At 63.4% G+C, this 18,941-nt stretch carries 19 protein-coding genes; 15 read left to right on the top strand and 4 right to left on the bottom strand.

What is annotated here, in order from left to right; translation table 11 throughout:
- From RBH18_RS36300 to RBH18_RS36260, 9 genes are all read left to right on the top strand, one after another.
- Window positions 1-1,707 (top strand): family 78 glycoside hydrolase catalytic domain (locus RBH18_RS36300; RefSeq protein WP_306215028.1); only part of this gene is annotated, 1,707 nt, incomplete at its 5' end.
- Between the two features lie 28 nt (window positions 1,708-1,735).
- Entirely contained in the window at window positions 1,736-2,503 is a 768-nt protein-coding gene (locus tag RBH18_RS36295) for a GAF and ANTAR domain-containing protein (RefSeq protein ID WP_306215027.1), read from the top strand.
- 100 nt (window positions 2,504-2,603) lie between these two features.
- The gene (locus RBH18_RS36290; RefSeq protein WP_306215026.1) at window positions 2,604-3,032 is read left to right on the top strand and encodes a hypothetical protein; all 429 of its coding nucleotides are present in this window, start codon (window positions 2,604-2,606) and stop codon (window positions 3,030-3,032) included.
- An 821-nt stretch (window positions 3,033-3,853) separates the two neighbouring features.
- On the top strand, window positions 3,854-4,282 hold the full coding sequence (locus RBH18_RS36285) for a hypothetical protein (protein WP_306215025.1): 429 nt from the start codon (window positions 3,854-3,856) through the stop codon (window positions 4,280-4,282).
- Window positions 4,283-4,424: 142 nt separating this feature from the next.
- Window positions 4,425-4,739, top strand: coding sequence for a hypothetical protein (locus RBH18_RS36280; RefSeq protein ID WP_306215024.1), 315 nt, complete (start codon window positions 4,425-4,427; stop codon window positions 4,737-4,739).
- Entirely contained in the window at window positions 4,739-5,071 is a 333-nt protein-coding gene (locus tag RBH18_RS36275) for a WXG100 family type VII secretion target (protein ID WP_306215023.1), read from the top strand. The genes RBH18_RS36280 and RBH18_RS36275 overlap by 1 nt, the downstream gene beginning before the upstream one ends.
- Before the next feature lie 22 nt (window positions 5,072-5,093).
- Window positions 5,094-5,822, top strand: a complete 729-nt coding sequence (locus RBH18_RS36270) for a hypothetical protein (protein WP_306215022.1) — start codon at window positions 5,094-5,096, stop codon at window positions 5,820-5,822.
- 2 nt (window positions 5,823-5,824) lie between these two features.
- Window positions 5,825-6,154: a hypothetical protein gene (locus RBH18_RS36265; protein WP_306215021.1), complete on the top strand. Its 330-nt coding sequence runs from the start codon at window positions 5,825-5,827 to the stop codon at window positions 6,152-6,154.
- Window positions 6,155-6,713: 559 nt separating this feature from the next.
- Entirely contained in the window at window positions 6,714-8,282 is a 1,569-nt protein-coding gene (locus RBH18_RS36260; RefSeq protein ID WP_306215020.1) for a PD-(D/E)XK nuclease family protein, read from the top strand.
- A gap of 357 nt (window positions 8,283-8,639) precedes the next feature.
- On the opposite strand, the gene RBH18_RS36255 is transcribed toward RBH18_RS36260, so the two are convergent.
- The 3 genes from RBH18_RS36255 to RBH18_RS36245 form a co-directional block, all read right to left on the bottom strand.
- Window positions 8,640-8,999, bottom strand: coding sequence for a hypothetical protein (locus tag RBH18_RS36255; protein WP_306215019.1), 360 nt, complete (start codon window positions 8,997-8,999; stop codon window positions 8,640-8,642).
- Between the two features lie 114 nt (window positions 9,000-9,113).
- Window positions 9,114-10,223: an ImmA/IrrE family metallo-endopeptidase gene (locus tag RBH18_RS36250; protein ID WP_306215018.1), complete on the bottom strand. Its 1,110-nt coding sequence runs from the start codon at window positions 10,221-10,223 to the stop codon at window positions 9,114-9,116.
- A 789-nt stretch (window positions 10,224-11,012) separates the two neighbouring features.
- A complete protein-coding gene (locus tag RBH18_RS36245; protein WP_306215017.1) occupies window positions 11,013-11,444 on the bottom strand; it encodes a hypothetical protein in 432 nt (143 codons plus the stop codon).
- Between the two features lie 555 nt (window positions 11,445-11,999).
- Here RBH18_RS36245 and RBH18_RS36240 point away from each other — a divergent pair.
- Window positions 12,000-12,911: an aminoglycoside phosphotransferase family protein gene (locus RBH18_RS36240; protein ID WP_306215016.1), complete on the top strand. Its 912-nt coding sequence runs from the start codon at window positions 12,000-12,002 to the stop codon at window positions 12,909-12,911.
- Here RBH18_RS36240 and RBH18_RS36235 read toward each other — a convergent pair.
- Window positions 12,908-14,287, bottom strand: a complete 1,380-nt coding sequence (locus RBH18_RS36235; protein WP_306215015.1) for a hypothetical protein — start codon at window positions 14,285-14,287, stop codon at window positions 12,908-12,910. The genes RBH18_RS36240 and RBH18_RS36235 overlap by 4 nt on opposite strands.
- A gap of 1,046 nt (window positions 14,288-15,333) precedes the next feature.
- On the opposite strand from RBH18_RS36235, the gene RBH18_RS36230 reads away from it, so the two are divergent.
- From RBH18_RS36230 to RBH18_RS36210, 5 genes are all read left to right on the top strand, one after another.
- A complete protein-coding gene (locus RBH18_RS36230) occupies window positions 15,334-16,062 on the top strand; it encodes a GntR family transcriptional regulator (RefSeq protein WP_306215014.1) in 729 nt (242 codons plus the stop codon).
- Between the two features lie 95 nt (window positions 16,063-16,157).
- Window positions 16,158-16,595, top strand: a complete 438-nt coding sequence (locus tag RBH18_RS36225) for a hypothetical protein (protein ID WP_306215029.1) — start codon at window positions 16,158-16,160, stop codon at window positions 16,593-16,595.
- Window positions 16,596-16,684: 89 nt separating this feature from the next.
- Entirely contained in the window at window positions 16,685-17,023 is a 339-nt protein-coding gene (locus tag RBH18_RS36220; RefSeq protein ID WP_306215013.1) for a hypothetical protein, read from the top strand.
- Entirely contained in the window at window positions 17,014-18,432 is a 1,419-nt protein-coding gene (locus RBH18_RS36215) for an FtsK/SpoIIIE domain-containing protein (protein ID WP_306215012.1), read from the top strand. The genes RBH18_RS36220 and RBH18_RS36215 overlap by 10 nt, the downstream gene beginning before the upstream one ends.
- The coding region (locus RBH18_RS36210; protein WP_306215011.1) for a hypothetical protein at window positions 18,429-18,941 on the top strand (513 nt) is incomplete at its 3' end. The genes RBH18_RS36215 and RBH18_RS36210, both read left to right, overlap by 4 nt.

Here is an 18,941-nt window from a genome sequence, read left to right as displayed (position 1 = left end):
GACTCGGGGTGGACGGCGGCCCAGGTGGCGGACGGGGTGCCGGTGTTGCGGGCTCAGCAGACGCGGCTCGCCGTCTCGGTCGCGAAGCCGGTGAGCATCACCACTCTGCCGTCCGGCGCGGTCGTGGCCGACTTCGGCAAGGTCGTTCCCGCGTCGCCGCGCGTGCGGTTCCGGGCGGGGACGGCCGGCAACCGGGTGGCGATGGTGGCGGGCTATCTGCTCAATCCCGACGGTACGGTCTCCAACTCGCCGCAGGACAATCAGTCCACGGATCTGTCGTACTCCTATGTGCAGCGGGACGGCGACCAGACCTTCGAGGCCTTCACGTACGAGGGCTTCCGTTATCTGCAGCTCAGCACACCGGGCGAGATTGCCGCCGTGGTCCAGCACACCGATGTCGATCCCGATCGGGCGGCGACCTTCGACAGCGACAATGCCACGCTGGACGCGGTTTTCGAGCTGATGCAGCGGTCGGCCCTGTACTCGGCTCAGGAGCAGTTCCTCGACACGCCCACCCGGGAGAAGGGCCAGTTCCTCGCCGATGCCGTGAACATCTCGCGGGCGCTCATGGGCGGCTCCGGCGATCGGGCATTCACCGCCAAGGCGATCCGTGAGTTTCTCGCCTCGCAGCTGCGCTATTGGCCCGACGGCCGGCTCAATGCCGTCTATCCCAATGGGGACGGCAAGCGGGACATCCCGGACTTCACGGAGATGTTCCCGTCGTGGGTCGAGGACTACTACGTCGCCTCCGGGGATCGCGCGCTGCTCGCCGAGGCGTACCCGGCGGTGTCCGCGATCGCCGACTACGTGCGCCGCTACCGCGATCCGGCGACGGGCCTGGTCACCAACCTGGCTGGGGGCAGCGGCGCCTACCTGTACGGGATCATCGACTGGCCCAACAGGTACGGCTACGACACCGCGCCCGCCGCGCGCACGACGGTCAACATCCTCGCCGTGGAGGTGCTGCGCAGCGCCGCCCGGCAGGCCGAGGAGCTCGGCCTCGACCCGGGCTCCTACCGCGCCGACGCCGATGCGCTGGTCGCGGCGATCAACACCCATTTGCGGCGTACGGACGGCATCTACGTCGACGGCCTCGGCAGCACCCACGCCTCCCAGATCGCCAATGCGTACGCGTTCGCATACGGGCTCACGTCCGACAAGTCCGTCGCCGACCACCTCGTGTCCCTGCGGTTGCAGATGGGCCCGATGACCGCGGACCTGCTGCTCCGGGCGCTGCACCGGGCCGGGCGCGACGACCAGGTGCTCGCCCGCCTCACCGACGAGTCCCTGGGGTGGGCGAACATCCTGGCCCGCGGCGGCACCTTCACGTGGGAGTCGTGGGAAGCCCCGGAACGCGGCGAAAGCATGTCGCACGGCTGGGGCGCGGCGGCGTTGACCCGGCTGCAGCAGGATCTGCTCGGCGTGACCGTGACGGGGGTTGCTGCCCGTACGCTGACCATCGCCCCGCCCCGCGGCACGGACCTGACCCGCGCGGCCGGTTCGATGTGGACGCAGGCCGGCAGGGTCGCGGTGCGCTGGAGTCCGCACGGCCTCGCCGTCGACCTGCCCGTCAACACGACCGCCGAGGTCCACGTGCCCGCCACGCGCCGGCCGATCGCCACGGGGGCGGCACAATTCGTCGGATTACGGGGCGGAGTCGCGATCTACACCGTCGGATCGGGGCACAGCACCTTCGTCGTTACATAGGCTGGAGCGAATCGGGCAGGAGGGCGCCATGGGGAGTTCCGAGCACAGCGACGAAACCCGTGGCGGCCACGGCCAGCCGTCGACCAGCTACACCGGCCGGAGGAACGACGACGACCTGGCAGCCACGCTGAGCGACGTCGCCCTGACTCTGCAGGACGAGAACACTCTCGAGCAGACCCTGGACGCCATCGTGACCGTCGCCGCGCAGACCGTGCCCGGCGCCGAGCACGCCGGGCTGACCGTGGTGCGGCGGCGCCGCGAAGTGCACACTCCGGCCGCCACGGCCGACGTGGTCCGCCAGGTCGACCGGGCCCAGTACGAGACGAACCAGGGGCCGTGCCTGGACTCGGTCCACGAGCGGCACACGGTACGGCTGGCCGACATGGCCACCGAGGGCCGCTGGCCGGACTTCTGCCGGCGGGCGCTGGCCCTCGGCGTCCGCAGCATGCTGTCCATCCAGATGTACGTGCGGCACGACGACCTCGGCGCCCTCAACTTCTACTCGATGCGGACCGACGGCTTCACCGACGAGTCGGAGGACGTCGGCCTGCTGCTCGCCTCGCACGCGGCGATCGCCATGGCCGGCGCCCAACGGGAGCACGACCTGTCGGCGGCCCTGTCGACCCGCGATCTGATCGGCCAGGCCAAGGGCATCCTCATGGAACGCCACAAGGTCACCGGCGATCAGGCCTTCCACCTGCTGGTACGCGTCAGCCAGCACGCCAACGTCAAGCTCACGGACATCTGCCGCGCCCTCATCGACACCGGCGAGCTCGCCCACCAGCGCACCCGGTGACCGCCGAGAGTTCATCGACGGACGCCTTTACGTTTCCGTGGTCGCCGTGCCACCCTGTGCGAGCCAAAGGTGATCGACTGCCGTACATGGGGGAATCAGTATGCGTAAGAGCGCTGCGACAGCGGCTGCGATGATGGTGCTCGGCGTCCTGGTGGCGCCGGCGCAGGCCCAGGCGGCCGCGTATCCGACGAGCACGTTCTCGGCGACCGGATCGGGCGGCCGGACGTCGGGCGGTTTCATCTGGTACAACCGGTCGGTCGGCGTGCAGGGCTCGGTCACCGACCTGGCGGACGGCTGGGAGGGGACGACCGTCCACTTCGACTTCTTCGTCACCGGGCCCACCGGCGCGCGGGTGTGGGCCGACGCCGACAGCCGCACCGCGTCGGACGCCGACCGTTCGTTCAACTTCACGCAGGACCCGGCGGCCGCGCCCACCCCGCTGAGCCAGGCCTTCACCGAGATCTACGTGCAGGTCTGCTCGAGCATCGAAGCGGACTGCGGCGAGGGCAAGTGGTTCAAGCGGCCCTGACCCGGCCACCGACCTCGGCGGCACACCGTGTCGCCGGGGCCGCGACGCCCTCCCCCGCCGGCGCGGCCGCATCCGGCGCCGCCCGGCGGTGAAGCCGGTCCCCGGCTGCACCCGGCCCGAGCGGCGCGACGGCGCCCAGGACCCGAGCGGCGCGACGGTGGCAAGGACCCCGGCGGCGCGGCGGTGGTCGGCACCCGGGCAGCGGCGGGACCGCCTCGGGCATCCCCCCAAAAAATCAGCGTGGCTCCCACGGCGCCGAAAAGAGGGAGCCGGACATGAAGAAAGGCCCTCCACCTCGCCGTTGTGGCGGGTGAAGGGCCTTTCTCGTTCGGTGCGCCCGAAGGGACTCGAACCCCTAACCTTCTGATCCGTAGATTCCCGCCATCAAACTGCACTTGTTCACGTTCGTACGGATCATGGTCTTCACCAGCACTTCAGTGTTCGGTGTCGTACGGGGCCGCCCGGTACAGGATGCCCGGGTGGCTCCCATCAGTGGCTCCCGCACACACACGGCGAACAATCACCGGCCGTTCTAAACCTCGGCAGTTCAAGCTCGCTCACAGCCACCAAGCCTCATCGGGCTTCGACGTCAATGATCGACGAGCGTGATCACATTGCCTATGGTTTCGGAGGTGATCACAACGCGGGATCGTTGGCATGCCCGGGTCGCTCAGCTCGCCACGCGGTATGCACGGTGGGAGAACAGAACTGGCCATCGGCTGTCCGGCTGGTCGGTGCATCGGCGGTGGCTCGTCCTCGTCATGCTGCCAGCCGTTCTCCTGTGCTGTGGGGGAACAGCGGTCGCAGCTCCGATTGCCTGGGTGCTGCGCGAGACGGTTGAGGCGGGGCGGGGCGCACCTTCACCCGATGTCGCCGCTAACTCCTACCTCATGGCGCTCGGCTACGGCCAGGAGGAAGGTCTCCTGCCGCTACTCGACGACGACCACCAAGCTCCGTTGCTCGCTCAGTGGCGAGCGTACCGGGCGGCGATGAGCGACACTGATCCGCCGCCGGCACGATTCGACTTCGGCGCATTGACCGTCGGACCGGTTGTCGATGGAAGGGCAGAGGTTCGCGCCGAGGTGGCGGCCATCTGGTGGAGCGCCAACGGCAGCGCGCTGAGCTATCGCAGCGAGACGCTCATGTGGCGAATCGAAACGAGTGAAGATGGCGGATGGCGGGTGTCGGCCGTTGAGACGCCAGCATGGTGCGGCGGCTACGTTCTCGCCACGAAGTGCCACAGCCAGTAGAACGAGCTGCCCGCCGTCCGCAACATGGAAGAAGTTAGATCAGAACCCGGCACTGAACTGGTCATCCCGCCTCGACGCGCATAGTCAACTGACCAACTTTTGATACCCTCGCCCCATCAGTACGGGGGAGGGAGAAGCGGGGTTGGGCGACCCGAAGCTTGAGATGCAGCGCCTGGCGGGAAAGGTCGCGTTCCTCCTCGCTGGCGTCTACTTGATCATCCTGTTCTCGGCGGTCGTCTCGACAGCCACCGGAGCTCCGATCCCCCTCATCGGCTGGCCGCTGTTGCTCATCCCTGCGGCCGCGTTCGTTCCCTCGGTCATTGGGGGAGTCAAGCTGCACCGGACCACTGACGCTGCGGTGCTGAGCGGGCTGTGGTGGCGCAGCTTGGGCATGGCCGTCGCCGGCCTGGCGCTCGCCGTCGCTGCAGTCCTCATCGTCGGCAGAATCGAGGGCTAGTGAGCTTCCACGTCGACCCCGCCGCGCTGCGCACCGCTGCGTCGAAGATCGGTGACGCCGATCGCGTCGCTGAACTGGCTCGCGAGTACGTCACCCGGCACGGAACCTTCAGCTTCCACGAGCAAGGGCTGATCGGCGAACTGGCGCCTGGCCACCGCAACCTCATGAGCGACCTGGAAAGGATGCTCACGCATCTCGGCAAGCTCAGTGACGAGTCGAAGACCGCCTTGCGCCAAGCCGCCGACGGCTACGAACACACCGACTCCGACAACGCGGCCCGCCTCGACGCCTCCTACCCCCCGGTCCCCCGCCCGCATCCCGAGCGCGACTGACAGACGAGAACGGGGGATTCACGTGGGAGATCCGACCGCCTACCTGATAGGGCCGGCCGCGCCGGACGAGAGCGTGTCCAACGGTTTCGCCAACCCTGTCGACATCTTCAACTACGTCAGCCCGGCCGCATGGATCAACGACGCGATCGAGACGGCCGTTGGCTTCGACATCATCGGCTGGTGCGTTGAGTGGCTCACCGGCGACTGGGAAGCCATCTACAAGTTTGGCGACGCCCTCATCAGCCTCGCCGAGTGCCTGCAAGAACAGGGCATCAACATTCAGCAAGCCGCCCTGGCTATGGACGCCTCGTGGGACGGCAACGCGGCAGATGCGGCGTATCAGTACTTCTCCAGTCTCGCCACCGCGACCAGCGGCCAGCAGATCGCCCTACGCGAGATCGGCGAGAACTACCACAAGGCCGCACTCGGAGCATGGCAACTGAGCAACCAGCTCGGCAACATCATCCAGGCACTCGCCGACAAGGCCATCATCGCCGGCATCATCGTCGCCGGCAGCACCGCCACCACCGCCACCGGCGTCGGAGCTGCGGTCGGTGCGGTCGGCTACGGAATCGCGGCTCTTCAGGCGGTAGAGATGCTGAGCCTGGCCAACAAGGCGTCCACCATCATCAACACGGGCGGCTCCGTGATTCTGGGTGTCTTCGGGACCGGCATGCAGGTCGGCTACCAAGGCGGCAGCCTCACCGGCGTGCCGCTTCCCAGCACCGCCTACGCAGCGCCGGGAGCATGAGCGTGACCGAAGACGAAGACCTGAACCGTCGACTCGACGCAATGACCGGTGACCCCACCGTCACTAAGCACCTTCGGGCGAGCCTTGAAAGGCTTCGAGCTGGAGCAGCCGGCGCCGCCTTAGCCGAAATGGCGGAGGAGATCCTCGAAGGCCGCACGACGCTGCGGGAAGTCGCCCGGAGCAACGCCTACGTCACCGAGATGACCAAGGTCATGACTGACTTCGGGCAGTGGAACGCCCGGCTGAGTGATCAGGAGCGCGAGAAACTGGCCGCAGAGGCCGTCGAAGCCGATACTCCGCCTCGGCCGGACCCGACACCGAGACGCGCATAGGCCGGACTCCCGCAGACCCGCCCACCCGGCTGCACCCTTTCATCCCGTCCGCCGTCGACCCACACACCGTGAAGCGGGCCGGTCCTGAGGCGTCAAGGTGGAGCGCCCCACCGGACGAACGACCTTGGCGCCTCAGGACCGGTCTGCTTGGCTCCGCCTGGGTCGACGGTGGACGGGATGGCCACCATCCCAGAGCCAGAGAGCCCCGCCGGAGGCATAGCTCTTCGCTCCTTCGCCGTTCGCCGGTGCGCCGGCCGATGCCGGCCGAAGGCCGCCAGCAGGCCGAGCGCGACGGGCCGCGCCGCGCTCGCGCGGCGCCTTGATCCAGAAGAGATCAATTCGGCAGTACACAGAAGTATGGCAGCGCCTGACGCGTAATTTGAATTAATCGTACGCGCGTTCGAACAGTTAGAACAGGAAGCAGCAAGCTTGCTGAGCTGCAGCTTTGCTCAACGTACCGCGGCCGAGGCGCCGGAGATTTGGCCCCCGCCATGGCAGAGGTTACGATGCGGAAGCCGAACTTGGCTAACTCAACTAACGTCCGTCAGAGTGGACTCCGATGACGTGGAATCCTCGATCCTTCCTTCGGCCTGATCAGCGGGTTTTCTCACTCAGCGCTACGGAAATTGAAAAGGCGTCCGATCCGCAAGAATGCCAGTTTCGAGTAACGTTAAAAAGCCGGCCGGGAGATCATCCGTACCGAGCTAATTGGCGACGACGCGCCGATCCCTTCCTACTGGACAGCTTCACGCAGGCAGTTATGCGGATCCACTCATTAGAAAAGCTAGGCGGGGACCGCTGGCAGTCAATTGACAAGGTCGCTCAAAGTGCCTTCGGCGATCTCCATCGCGGCTTAGCCAAATACTTCGCTCATTCACTCAACGCATACTTTGATTATCATGAAGCCCGCGAGGAGGAGTTAGGATCTCTCAAGTTCTTGTCGTTACGGCCTGAAATAGAGATCCAGCCGGGCCGAGCAATTCTGTCAACCTGGGGCTTCCTGTACGAGAGTGAGACAGGGGATCGAGAGATCCGACGCTTACGTAGATCTGAACCTCGAACCACGCTCACGGCTTGGGCCTTAACATCAGCTCGCGTGGTGGCCGACTTTTCGCCTCGCATGTCGGACCAAGGTCGTATATGGGTGACTGAGGTGGGACTGGCATCTGGCAGAGAGAAGCACCTGTTAGACGGAGTGTTGCCTCACGAAGCGAGACAGCTATACCAGGCTGAGGTACGGTCAGTCGCGAATCGCGCTACATCAGCTCTCAGCACGAAGACTGGCAGGTCATGCGGGAGTTGCGACATCGCCGGCCAATGCGGCCAGGTACATTCCAGTACAGGAATTTTGCAGATTAATAGCCGTGGCCCGTGGACCAAGACCGTCTCTGCATCCGATTTATCGATGTACGAAGAGTGCCCGTCACGCTGGTTCATGCAGAAAGTCGCTTTCCTGCCACGCACAGTGGATATTACTGATGCGCAACTACGCGGAATCTCGGTTCATTCAGCTCTTGCACATGCACATAAGCGCAATGTGGCTTGCTCAACTACCGACTTCGACAACGAAAAATCCATCTTGGCAGCGTTTGGCATCCAGCAGTCGTCAGATGAATTCAAATCATCCGAACCTTACTTGCGCTCGCACCTCGCAACATGTCAGTTCACAGACCCCTCGGTGTTGGGCTCGGGCATTGAGGAAACCCGCTATGGATATGACGCAGACGCAGATGTCGTCACCGCCACCAAGGCCGACGCGTTCTTCATGCGAGGTGAGGAGATGATCATACGCGAAGTGAAAACTACTCACGAACGTCCCGTCACCGAAGATGCAGATGGTTGGTTTAACCGGTATCTATCCAACGCGTGGGACTTGGTTGAACTCGCGCAGGGTACGTTCTCCGGCGATGGGAGGCACGGAGCAGTAGAGCTAGAGGTGCTATCACCAGCGGGTTCCAGTCTGTTCACATATCGGACTGATGATCTTCCACTGCTTCGGATGGCGCGGGGGCGCTTGCGACGCATCGCAGAGGAGTGGATTGAGGATAGAATCTGGGAACCACGGCCCGGGAGCCACTGCAAGAGTTGTCCTGTCGCCGCGTGGTGCGACGCCAGGAGCGCAGAGTAGTCTGCATCTGAGCGTTTAGTAATCAGCGAGGCTGCTGGAGCCTCGTACAGCATTGACGAATGGGGCGTGATGAGCGGGCCTGAGAATCGGCCTTCCCCCCTGTCGATGCTTCGGTCTAGCCGGGTACCCCCGCGCCAGACCGTGCGGGGAGCCCCTCCTCCGTTTCAAAGTGCCGTGCCGCAGCGAGGCTGGTCAGACGCTCTGATCTTGCCTGATACGGGGATCTTGATCTCGGCTGGCCGCCAGAGAGCCACGCTGCACAAGGTCGCCGCGCATTACAAGGGGAGGATCTTGGTCGCACGGTTGGTGGCTGACGAGATCAACCGTCAAGCGGATCCCGCCAACCGGGTAGACCCTCTACTTCGGTCCGCGGCTGCCTACGCGCGCACAGGTTTCGTCGGAGCGCCTGAAGTTGAGACCGTAGACCTCATTCAGGACGACGTACCACTTTTTGATCAAGTCGTCGCGCAGCTCAGGAACATGCCCGGTAGCGCCGAGGCTCATAGTGCCGCACATGGTGGCGAAGCTGCCGTACTTGCGATCGCCAAGCGATTGATCTCCAAGGGTAGGCGAGTCGTCGTCTTGAGTAACGATGGTGGAGCGGCTAAGGTGGCGGCTTCCTTGGCAGTGCCGCTCAAGCACTTCGGCCAGGTACTTCGAGAACTGGTATGTGCTGGAACGATCGATGCGCCTGAAGCGATCGGCATCTTCCGACACGCGGAGACAGTGAGCGGAGTACCAAGCTTCGCCCGTCCGTCCGACCAGCTCTACTTCGAGTGCAATTCCGTTGCCGGCAGCTGCTCACGCTGTTCGTGAGTGACCGTCTGCCCGCTAGTGGTCGGAGATCCAGCCCTCGTCACGTAGCTCCTCCTCCACAGCTGCCACGTCGTCACGGCCGAGTACAGAAGCGACAACACTGCTACTTACAAGACCACTGGCGTAGGCCTCGAGCGCCATGGAGAGCATCCAGCTTGAGGGCGCCGGCTCGTTCTGGCCTAGGCAAGCATCCAACCATCTCCGCTCAAGGCCCGCATCCCTCATCAGATCCTCGATGCGTCCCGGCTTCAAGTCCTGCAGAGCTTCCCTGGACACACCACAGCAATCGCTGAGAGTAACGACAGACGCTTGCCAGCTCATGCCGAAGCGCAGCATAAACTCGCCAAGAGTAGCGCTCATACTTCTCCTTGAGGAGACGTCCGAGCTTCGCCAAAACTTCCTTACTGCACCATTCGGTGCTAGTAGATGGCGCGCAAATACGTCCGCTCGCAGCTCATTTAGATTCGGCGCCTCGGCGGCAGCTTGCTTCTCGTTAACTGTGAGAGTGCCGGAATCCTCGAACAGCACATGACACAGTTCATGAGCTAATGTGAAGCGCTGCCGACCCCACCAATCATTAGAATTGACCATGATGACGGTCTCAGCAGACCTGCCAGAGTCATCACGAACCGTAATGCCATGCAATGACTCCGGCATTGGTGTCAATATAACTGGAATGCCTAGTGATTCCACCACGAATGCCATATCAAGGATGGGGCCATCCGAAATTTCGAGAATATCGCGGAAATTCTCGGCGGTTTGTCGGCCGGCCTTAAGGGCGAATCCTGTCCAGGAGCAAGCGCGTTTTGCGAGCTTTAATAACTGCAGCCTCTCGTTACGCTGCTCCGGGAACCACGATAAAAGTAATTCCAGATCATCCAGAGCCCGTGCAGCATAACCAGTTACTTGCTTGACGTCTTCGCCATCATGCAGAAGACCAGCCCGGAGCGCGACTGCGAAACTTCGTTCCACCGATACAGAGCCGGTAAGTACAGCAAGCGGCACGTCTATAGCTAAAGAAAGCGCGGCATATTGCGAAATCGAAGGCTCGGCGTGACCACTAAGCGCCTCGTAGAGCCAACTTTGATCCCCATGAAGGCTTAAGGTTTCAGCGAGCTCTGCCACGGGCCGATTCGAGGCACGTAGAACCAACCCGAGGCGTTCTGCCCAATCGGGCTGCCGATCCTCAATCATTGATTCCCCTGCGGAGCAGTCTTTGGTCACTCTAAGTAGTATGCCGATCACCCAACTTGCTGTAGTCAGCCTACCTGCACGGTCCGACATGCACGATCGCTGATCAACCTCGGAGGGGTCCTTAGCAGTGCTTTTATGCCTACTTGTGCGGCCCAACGACGGAAGCACTCCCTTGCTCCGTGGCGCTGACCCACCGCCGGCGCCATCGGCGACGGCCCCATCCTCGGCGCGACACTGACGGCGAACCGCAGAAGCAGTTTCGGCAGTACAGGACAGATTCTGAGACCTTGTGGCAGTCACCGGCAACCCGCCAGGCTCCGCGCGAGGTCACAGGAGGGCGAGATCTGAGGTCGCACGACCGCGTCGGCGTCAAGCGTCACGTGCGCTGGGCGGGCATTTTAAGCCTGATGCAGCGTCATCACGGCGATTCGCCATTTGACTCACTGTGACTTACGTCACACACCGACGGTTGATCGTACCGCGTGTCGTTTAGTTCCGGTATGTGTGTTTCGCGCCGCTGGTGCCAGTCCAATAGTCTACTAGCTACTCGCCATTCAGAGCACCAAAGAAGTCAGATGCATCCAAATAAGCGACGCGAGGCATACTTAGGTCCGTAGGTCAAATTCTCACTGAGGACCATATCGGTCTCTGTACTCGTCCTCCATGATTATGCCGTATTCCGTCATTGCGGCAGAGTATTCATCATAGAAAGCTGGAACGTCAGGAGCGTCTCGATGCAGCAGAAAAGCATTGATCAAATTTTTTGCCGTAGTTACAAGATCTCCAAGCTATGACCCTTAGGCTGTCGCCGTGAAGCGCTCGAATAGCAGACTCACCGATAAAGGTGGAGATCTTGTAGAGGCGTGGCCCGAAAGGTTCAGGCAATAGAACAGACTGCGTCTCCAGCTCACGAACTAGACGTCTCTCTTCAGCGGCGCTACTGTCCGTCAACTCGTCTTGAGGACCAATCGAGTCGTAAATTCTTTCTATCTCAAGGAAGAGCTGTCGGATGCTTGTCGCTGTCTGGCGCTCGTGTTCCCGTTTTCGAACCCGGTTTTCCCGAAGCCAGCTGAAGGCCAGGAGCAGTGTTGCCGAGGCCGTCCCTACCCCGCTGATCCAGTCAGGAAGCGATCCGAAGTCAATCTTGACCATGTAGCTATTCTCGCAGAACTAGCTAAGAGGCTGAAGAGGCCTACCCCTAGTTACCAAAAAAGCACATGCTATGAACCGCTGCAGCAAGGGAGCTGCCGCTTTAACCTAGCACTTATGCTGCCGGCACGGTGGCTAGATTTTTAGTCGCCATGGGTATGCTACCCGCTCCACATATGAGACTAGACCGGATGACAATCGCACTTATGCGAGAAAGCAATGCCATCTGCTTCGGGGCATTGAGGCTAGGTAGAAAATTCGCCAGATATGCTGAGGATTGAACAGAGGCCCCTGGACATGAAATAGTGACGCGTGACCTCGGCGCCCGACAGTAACGCAGAGTGGTGGACTACCTCTGACGTCGCGGCCTACCTCGGTGTTCAAGTGTCAACTGTGAGTGGATACCGGAACCGAGGTCAGATGCCGGACCCTGACATGAAGCTGGGCCGCACTCAAGCCTGGAAGCCGGCAACGATCATCCAGTGGCAGGCTCGGCGGCCTAGGCCTGGCGTTGGCGGCCGGCCTTCAGGTGAGAGAGAGTCCACCTAGGCTGATGCGGTGCCAGGCTCCCCAGACTCGTCCACCTCACCGCTGACTCGACAGTTGGCCTCTGAGCTTCTGACTGAAGCTTGCAGGTCCGCAAGACTAGACCCAACTGATGCACGTTTGATACGGCTTGGCGAGAACGCCTTGTTCCACCTGCCAGCCGCATCGGCTGTCGTACGGATCGCTCGCTCCATGGGCTACTGGGCGGAGGTGGCCAATGAAGTACGGGTATCGCGTTGGCTCGCTGCTATCGACTTCCCTGCTGCCCGAGTACTCGATGTTGATCAGCCGGTCGACATTTACGGACATCCTGTGACATTTTGGGAGTTTATTGACGGACGCGATGGCAGTCGAGAAGACATCGGCATACTAGGTAGCGTCCTTCGACGGATGCACGCATTGCCTCGACCCGTGTCTTTCACGCTGCCGACCGAGCATGTCCTCGCCCGGGTTGAGCCTCGTATCGCCGTTGCGCAAGTCCCGGACAAGGACAAGAGGTTTCTATTAGCGCTGCTCCGAGAGCTAGAGACTGAGATTTCGCTCCTTCAATTTCCGTTGCCCGCGGCGCCAACGCACGGTGACGCGCACTCCGAAAACATAATGATTCATAACGGCGAGGCCGTCTTGATCGATTTCGAACATGTGGCTTGGGGCCAACCAGAATGGGATCTCTCCATGACGGCCACCGAGTTCGTTTCAGCAGGATGGTGGAACGCCTCGGAGTATCGGGCGTTCACGGATGCCTACGGGTACGACGTCATGACTTGGACTGATGGCTTCGATGTCCTACGCCGGGTTCATGAACTCAAGATGACAACGTGGTTGATGCAGAATGTGAGCGAGTCCTCGGAGATCGCTCACGAATACCAAGTACGGATGGCCACCATCCGTGATGGCATCTCGGCTACTTGGCGGCCGTTCTAGCCGCGGAAGTGGGCCGCAAGCGCAGAATCGGTCAGAGTCTCGGCGAAGTCGCGAACCGCACGGTGGCCCAGGTGGCCGCCAGCTGCAAGTGACTGGCCGAAGTCAGCGATGTACCGAAGCTGACGGCTGGACTGCAATGAGCCGGCGAGTTCGACCGACTGTGCGGCTAGCGAGACGGCCTGTTCGAGATTGCCGGCCGCGAGCGCGCCATCAGCATGGACGATGCTGATGAAAGACTGTGTGCGCGCTGGAGTTAGCAGCGGATCGACAGCTTGGGCTGCGAACTGCTGTGTCTTCAGCGCATGACCGAGGTCGCGGAAGCAGTGTGCCGCTTCTCCCGCCAACTCGAGCGCGTCGAAGTATGAGATCCACTCCGGGTCCTCGGTCCCCTGTCTGTTAGCGAAGTCCTGTTCAGCTCGATTGAGGGCGTTCGCGCTGCCGCGGGCGTCTCCAAGGCTGGCCAACGCCCGAGCTTCCATGGCAAGGAACATGGAGTTGACCGTCTTGGACGCGCGGCCGAGCGTTGCACTTTGAGCGGCGCGGGCGAGATGCACGGCCTCGTTGTAGTTGCCTAGGTAGTTCGCCTGGTGGCTCAAGTTCGAGAGGATCTGGCCGCCCATGACGGCGTCGCCGGCCTCTTGAGAAAGCCGGAGTCCCTGTGTGTAGTAGCGCTGGGCAGCGCCATGGTAGCCAGCGTCGTAGGCGCTCCAGCCCAAGACCGCGGCCGCATCGGCGGCTGCCGCGAAGATGTCAAGCTGTGCTGATCCCCGCGTGTCTCGCAGGGCCGGAATGATTTCGGCTCGCCAGTATGTGAGCAGCAGTCTCCGGCTATGGCCACCGCCGTACTGAAAGTCGAGCTGTGTAAGGCTTCGAACGGTCGCGCGGATGCGGTCCGCCTTGCCGCTGTGACCGCTATGAGCTTCGCCGAACTCTTGCCACCTCGGAGCGGAGAAGAGGTAGCCAGTGATGACACCCGGTACGGACGCCGAATCCCACGCGGTCGACCGGATGGCGGGAGCGTCACCCGCGTCAGCGGCAGTTAAGCCGTCCAAGAGGTCTACTGTTCGCGAACTCTCCGGCGGATAGAGCACCGCATCACGGGATAGGTCAATCGTGGTGGGCGCCCCGAAGCCAATCTCGTCGTGGGTGACAAGTCTGCCAAGCTTGGCGCCTAGAGCGGCCGCGATGCAGCGAACGGTGTCCTCATGCGGGCGCATACCGTCGAGCCAACGCTTGACCGATGTGTGATCGGGCGTGATGTTGACGCCCGATCGCGCGGCTTCAGCTCTGATTCTGGCCGCGAGACCTTTGTTCGTGACCGCCGCCTGCTGCATGACGGCCGCCAGGAGACGATTCGGCTCCTTCGCCTGGGTCACCTTGCCTCCCCACCTCCCTGATGGTGTAGCCGGCCAGCGCTGTGCGCTCCCTCGTGCGCCTGTGCGCCCCCTCGTGCGCCCTCCCCGAGTCGCGGAGGTGGCGGGAACCTTAGGTGGCGCAAGCGATCGTACTCAACGCCATCGAAGCATGGCGTTTCTTGAATACAAACTCAGCTTGCACCATACACGCCGGACGTCCGCTGGGCGCCCCTTGCGGAGGGAGTTGGCCAGACATGGTTTCAACCGTCTCGCCCGGGTCCAGCGAGTGCAGATCCTGCGAGGGGCGTGGTTGGCGCTTTGCCTCGCTCCGCAGGACAGCGCGGATCGAGGAAGGCGCCATTCAGTACACGCGCAGGGCATGTCCGGACTGCTCCCCGGTCCCACAGCCACAGCCCGGTCCGCCTGACTCGGTCGCTCCGCCGACGGGCAGCGCCCCTGCGGACGCAAGGAGGTAAGCCATGCCACGCCTGCCCTTCGACCGACGGAATCCACCACAGCAGCCGCCCGCGGGCTGCCCCGCTCCCCTGCTGTGGGCCAAGGCTTATGAGCTCCACCAAGAGCACAGGCCGAACGACCAAGGCATTTGCAGCACCTGCGTGCCTGCCAAGTTCACTCCCTGCCAGGGTCGCCACCAGGCGATGCGCGGCTTTCTGACATCGATGGGCTTGGACAACCTGTCTTTGCTAGCCCGCGCTCCGGGTAGGCGACAGGAGGATCTGCCGGAACTCGTCGGGGCCGGCGGCATCGCGGAGATGTTCCATCTCAGCCGCCAGCGCATCCAACAGATCACCCACGAAAGCACCTTCCCGGAGCCGATCGCGTTCCTCCGGGCAGGAAGGGTCTGGCTGAAATCAGACGTCGACGCTTGGAGGCGGGTCTACCGGCCGCACTACGGGACCGGCGAGCCCCCGATCGCGCGGGTGCACCGAGGGAAGTACGGCACTCGGCGTCGACCAGGTAGGCAAGTGTAGATACCGCCCGGCGTCAACTGCTGCTTTAGTGTTGACAAGTCGTGTGGTCGTCTAGACAAGAGGACGGAGAGGTTCATGGCTATCCCGATCCGTCCGGCGAAGTACGCGGTCGTGGTCAACGCCGTCCAGCAGCGCATCGAGGACGGCACTTACCCGCCAGGCGCTGGGATTCCGAGCGAGACGCAGCTCATGAACGAGTTCGACACGTCGCGCCCGACCGTCGTGCGAGCTCTTGGGATTCTTCAGCAAGACGGCTGGATCGAGTCGGCGCAGGGGAAGGGTCGCTTCGTCAAAGGCCGGCCCAACGCCTCAGCTCCACGCCCTGACAGCCACTCATCAGACCTGCTCAATCAGAGCGAGGCGGTCGGCGTGACCTTGCTGCGTGTCGGCGCAGTCATGGCAACGAACCGAGCAGCCACGGCATTGGAACTCGACATCGAGACGCCTGTCATTGCGCGCCGGCGCCTGTTCACGGCTGAGATCGGGCCTGTAGAGGTCAGCACGCTCTTCGTTCCGGTGGAGCTTGCGTCCGGTACGGATGTCAGCAAGCAAGAGCCCTTGCCCGAAGGCATCCTTCGGCATCTCTCTGACCGCAAGGGCATTGAGTTCGACCACGCCACCGAACGAATCTCGGCACGACTGCCCACCGCCGAGGAAGTCGAGTTGCTGGGTATCGGGACGGATGATGCCGTCATGACCTTGCTGGTTACGGTGTTCGACAAGGTCAACCGTCCACAGCTGGCTGTCGACTCCGTGATTCCCGCCAGTCGGCAGGAGATTGAGGGATCTTTCCCCCTCCACTGAGGTTCTTCCATCGATGTTCTTGACGGCAGGCGTCACCGCGATACACTCGGCTCAACTTAACAAGTCAAGTTGTTATGTTGGCAAGCTTGGAGGACGTGGTGATTCCTAGCTCGATCAAGATCCCGGTCCCTTGGGACTACGTCGCGCCGCACGGCGCGCTGTGCCTCGGAGTGGAACCTGCAACTGACTTCGACAAGCGGGGTCAGGACGACGACCAGATGCGCGACAAGGAGACCGGTCGACGCGTGTGGGTGGTCAAGGTGCTCGACCTCGACCCGGAGGCCGGCAAGTTCGGCGGCTCAAACGAACTCAAGGTCAAGGTCGTAGCCGACCAGCGACCCGTCCCACCGATGTCCGCGGTGCCCGGCTATCCGCCGCTGGTCGAGTTCACGGACGTCACGCTCACGCCGTACGTCGACTCTCAGCGCTGCAAGGGCAACAGCCCGAAATGCCGAGCCCGACAGGCGTGGTCCGTCCGGGCTTCCGGGATGACGCAGCCGGTGCAGAAAAGCAGCACGACAAAAGTCGCCTGACTCATCTGACGCGTGGGGCGGGATTCCTCCGGCAAGAGCTTCCCCGCCCCGGCGCTCAACCCGCCATCCCTCACAGGAAAGGGGCTGTGATGCCCACGCTACCCGACCCTGCCCAAGTCAATCTTCCAGGCCGCACCACCTGGCGCACCTGCGGAACTTGCGGCCTGAACGCCGCGCTTGCGCCCGGCGTCGACACCTGCCAGAGCTGCGCACACCCCACCACCATGGATACGCAGCGCGCGCTGACGGGCTGGCCGCTGGCCCATCTCTACGCCGAAACCGTCGGCCGAGTGAGGGCTTGGGCAGACATGGCCGGAGTGACCGACGCCGAACGCCTCGACCGGATCCGCCAAGCCCTGGTGCACCTCGACCGCTTCCACCCGGCGAGGGCCCCGCAGAAGCACCGGGAGGCGGGCGAATGCCACTGATCAACGTCATCCGGGGTGAGGCCATCCCGACCGCGCCGTTCACCGTGCGAACCCCGGTGCTAAGGCTGCCGGTCTGGCTCATCATGCTCTGGCAGGTCGTCAAGGGCCTGGCCTGGCTGCTGGCCGCCTGCGTGCGGTTCTGGTGGATCACCGCCCCGACCGCTTTCCTTCTGTGGATGTACGCAGCGTTCTCCTGGCAGGGGCCAACCTTCCTCGTCCTGGGCATCGCTGCGCTGGCCTGCTTCTGGAACTGGCGGGACCGACGCTCGTTCCTACGCTTCGGCTGGTACCCGATCCTCGGCCGCATCCGCCGTTGGATCTACCGCCGGCGCTGGCAAGCCGCCATGGTCACCGCGAAATTGTCGATCACCTACGACGGCAACACAATCCTGCCCGTTCTGCACCGCGTCCGTTGTCAGCCCGGTGGGGACCTGGTCCTTGTCCGCATGGTCACCGGGCAGATCCCGGACGACTTCGGCAAGGTCGCGGAACGCCTGGCACACACCTTCGGCGTCCGTCAGGTCAAAGCTCTACCCGGCCCGTCATACGGCACCGTGACCCTCGCTGTTCTGCGCGGCGACCCGCTGACCCAGCTCGTGCCGCCGTTCCCGGTCGCGTCGGTGCCCGACTTCACCGCCTTGCCGGTCGCACTACAGGAAGACGGCGAGACCTTTGCTCTGCGCCTGTTCGGAACCCAGGTCCTCGTCGTCGGAGCCACCGGCTCCGGCAAGGGCTCGGTCATCTGGTCCGTCGTGCGTGCCCTGGCCGGCGGCGTCCGCAGCGGCCTCGTGCAGCTGTGGGGACTCGACCCCAAAGGCGGCATGGAACTCGGCATCGGCCTGCCAATCTTTGCCCGCTTCGCCAGCCGAGACTTCGCCGCCCTCGCCGCGCTGCTCGAAGAGGCCGCAGCCGAGACACAACGCCGAGCCGCGCGGCTCATGGGCATCACCCGCCAGCACGTACCCACCACCGCCGAGCCGCTGATCCTTCTGATCATCGACGAACTGGCGAACCTGACCGCCTACCTCACCGACCGGCAGCTCAAAGACCGCATCAAGGCCGCCCTCGGCATCATTCTCACCCAGGGCCGCGCGGTCTGCGTCCATGTCCTCGCCGCCCTGCAAGACCCCCGCAAGGAAGTTCTCCCCGCCCGCGGTCTTTTCCCAACCCGGATCGCGCTACGGCTGGCCGAATCCAACGAAGTCGACCTCGTCCTCAACGACGGCATGCGCGACCGCGGAGCACTCTGCGATCGGATCTCCGTCACCACACCCGGCGTCGGCTACGTCGTCAACGACGGCGATCCCACCCCCATGCGCCTGCGCTTCTCCCATCAAAGCGACAGCCAGATCCGCGACATGGCCGACCTCTACAGCGGTGCCCAGGTCATCGAGGGGGAAGCCGCATGACCGAACGCCTTGAAACCGGACTGCTCGCTCTCATCCTCGCCGTCGTTGCCGGCGCAGCTGGATGGGTGTCATTCACCCATATGCACGACTGGACCATGCGACACATGCCGGCTGGCACTCCTGATGCGTTCGGCTGGGTCAACGCCGTCATCTCCGAACTCGTCCCTGTGGCATCGCTGCTGAGCATCCGGCGGCGCCGACGGGCCGGCAAATCGATCGGCTACCCGTTGGCGCTGCTGCTCGCCTGCGGAGTGCTGTCCCTCGCAGCGCAAATCGCAGTGGCATCCCCCAGCGCCTCGGGGTGGCTGTTGTCGGCAGTACCGGCACTCGCGTTCATGGCATTGGTCAAACTCGTCTTCGCCGAGTCGGAAGCCGTGACATCTGAGGCATCGGCCCTGCCGGCTGAGACCGTGCCGCCGGTTCCTTCAACACCGGTGAAGCGGCCCACTGCGGTCGCGCCCATTCGCTCTGATGCGTTCTCCAGGCTCAACGGCATCTCTCCGGAGGCC

This window comes from Actinoplanes oryzae, assembly GCF_030757795.1.
GTDB lineage: Bacteria > Actinomycetota > Actinomycetes > Mycobacteriales > Micromonosporaceae > Actinoplanes.
This window is presented reverse-complemented; position numbering and strand designations above follow the sequence as displayed.

Coding starts and splice junctions, on each gene's coding strand:
- RBH18_RS36230 (WP_306215014.1), top strand. CDS start 15,334: ATGGCTATCCCGATCCGTCCGGCGAAGTACGCGGTCGTGGTCAACGCC.
- RBH18_RS36220 (WP_306215013.1), top strand. CDS start 16,685: ATGCCCACGCTACCCGACCCTGCCCAAGTCAATCTTCCAGGCCGCACC.
- RBH18_RS36215 (WP_306215012.1), top strand. CDS start 17,014: ATGCCACTGATCAACGTCATCCGGGGTGAGGCCATCCCGACCGCGCCG.
- RBH18_RS36290 (WP_306215026.1), top strand. CDS start 2,604: ATGCGTAAGAGCGCTGCGACAGCGGCTGCGATGATGGTGCTCGGCGTC.
- RBH18_RS36295 (WP_306215027.1), top strand. CDS start 1,736: ATGGGGAGTTCCGAGCACAGCGACGAAACCCGTGGCGGCCACGGCCAG.
- RBH18_RS36260 (WP_306215020.1), top strand. CDS start 6,714: ATGACGTGGAATCCTCGATCCTTCCTTCGGCCTGATCAGCGGGTTTTC.
- RBH18_RS36245 (WP_306215017.1), bottom strand. CDS start 11,444: ATGGTCAAGATTGACTTCGGATCGCTTCCTGACTGGATCAGCGGGGTA.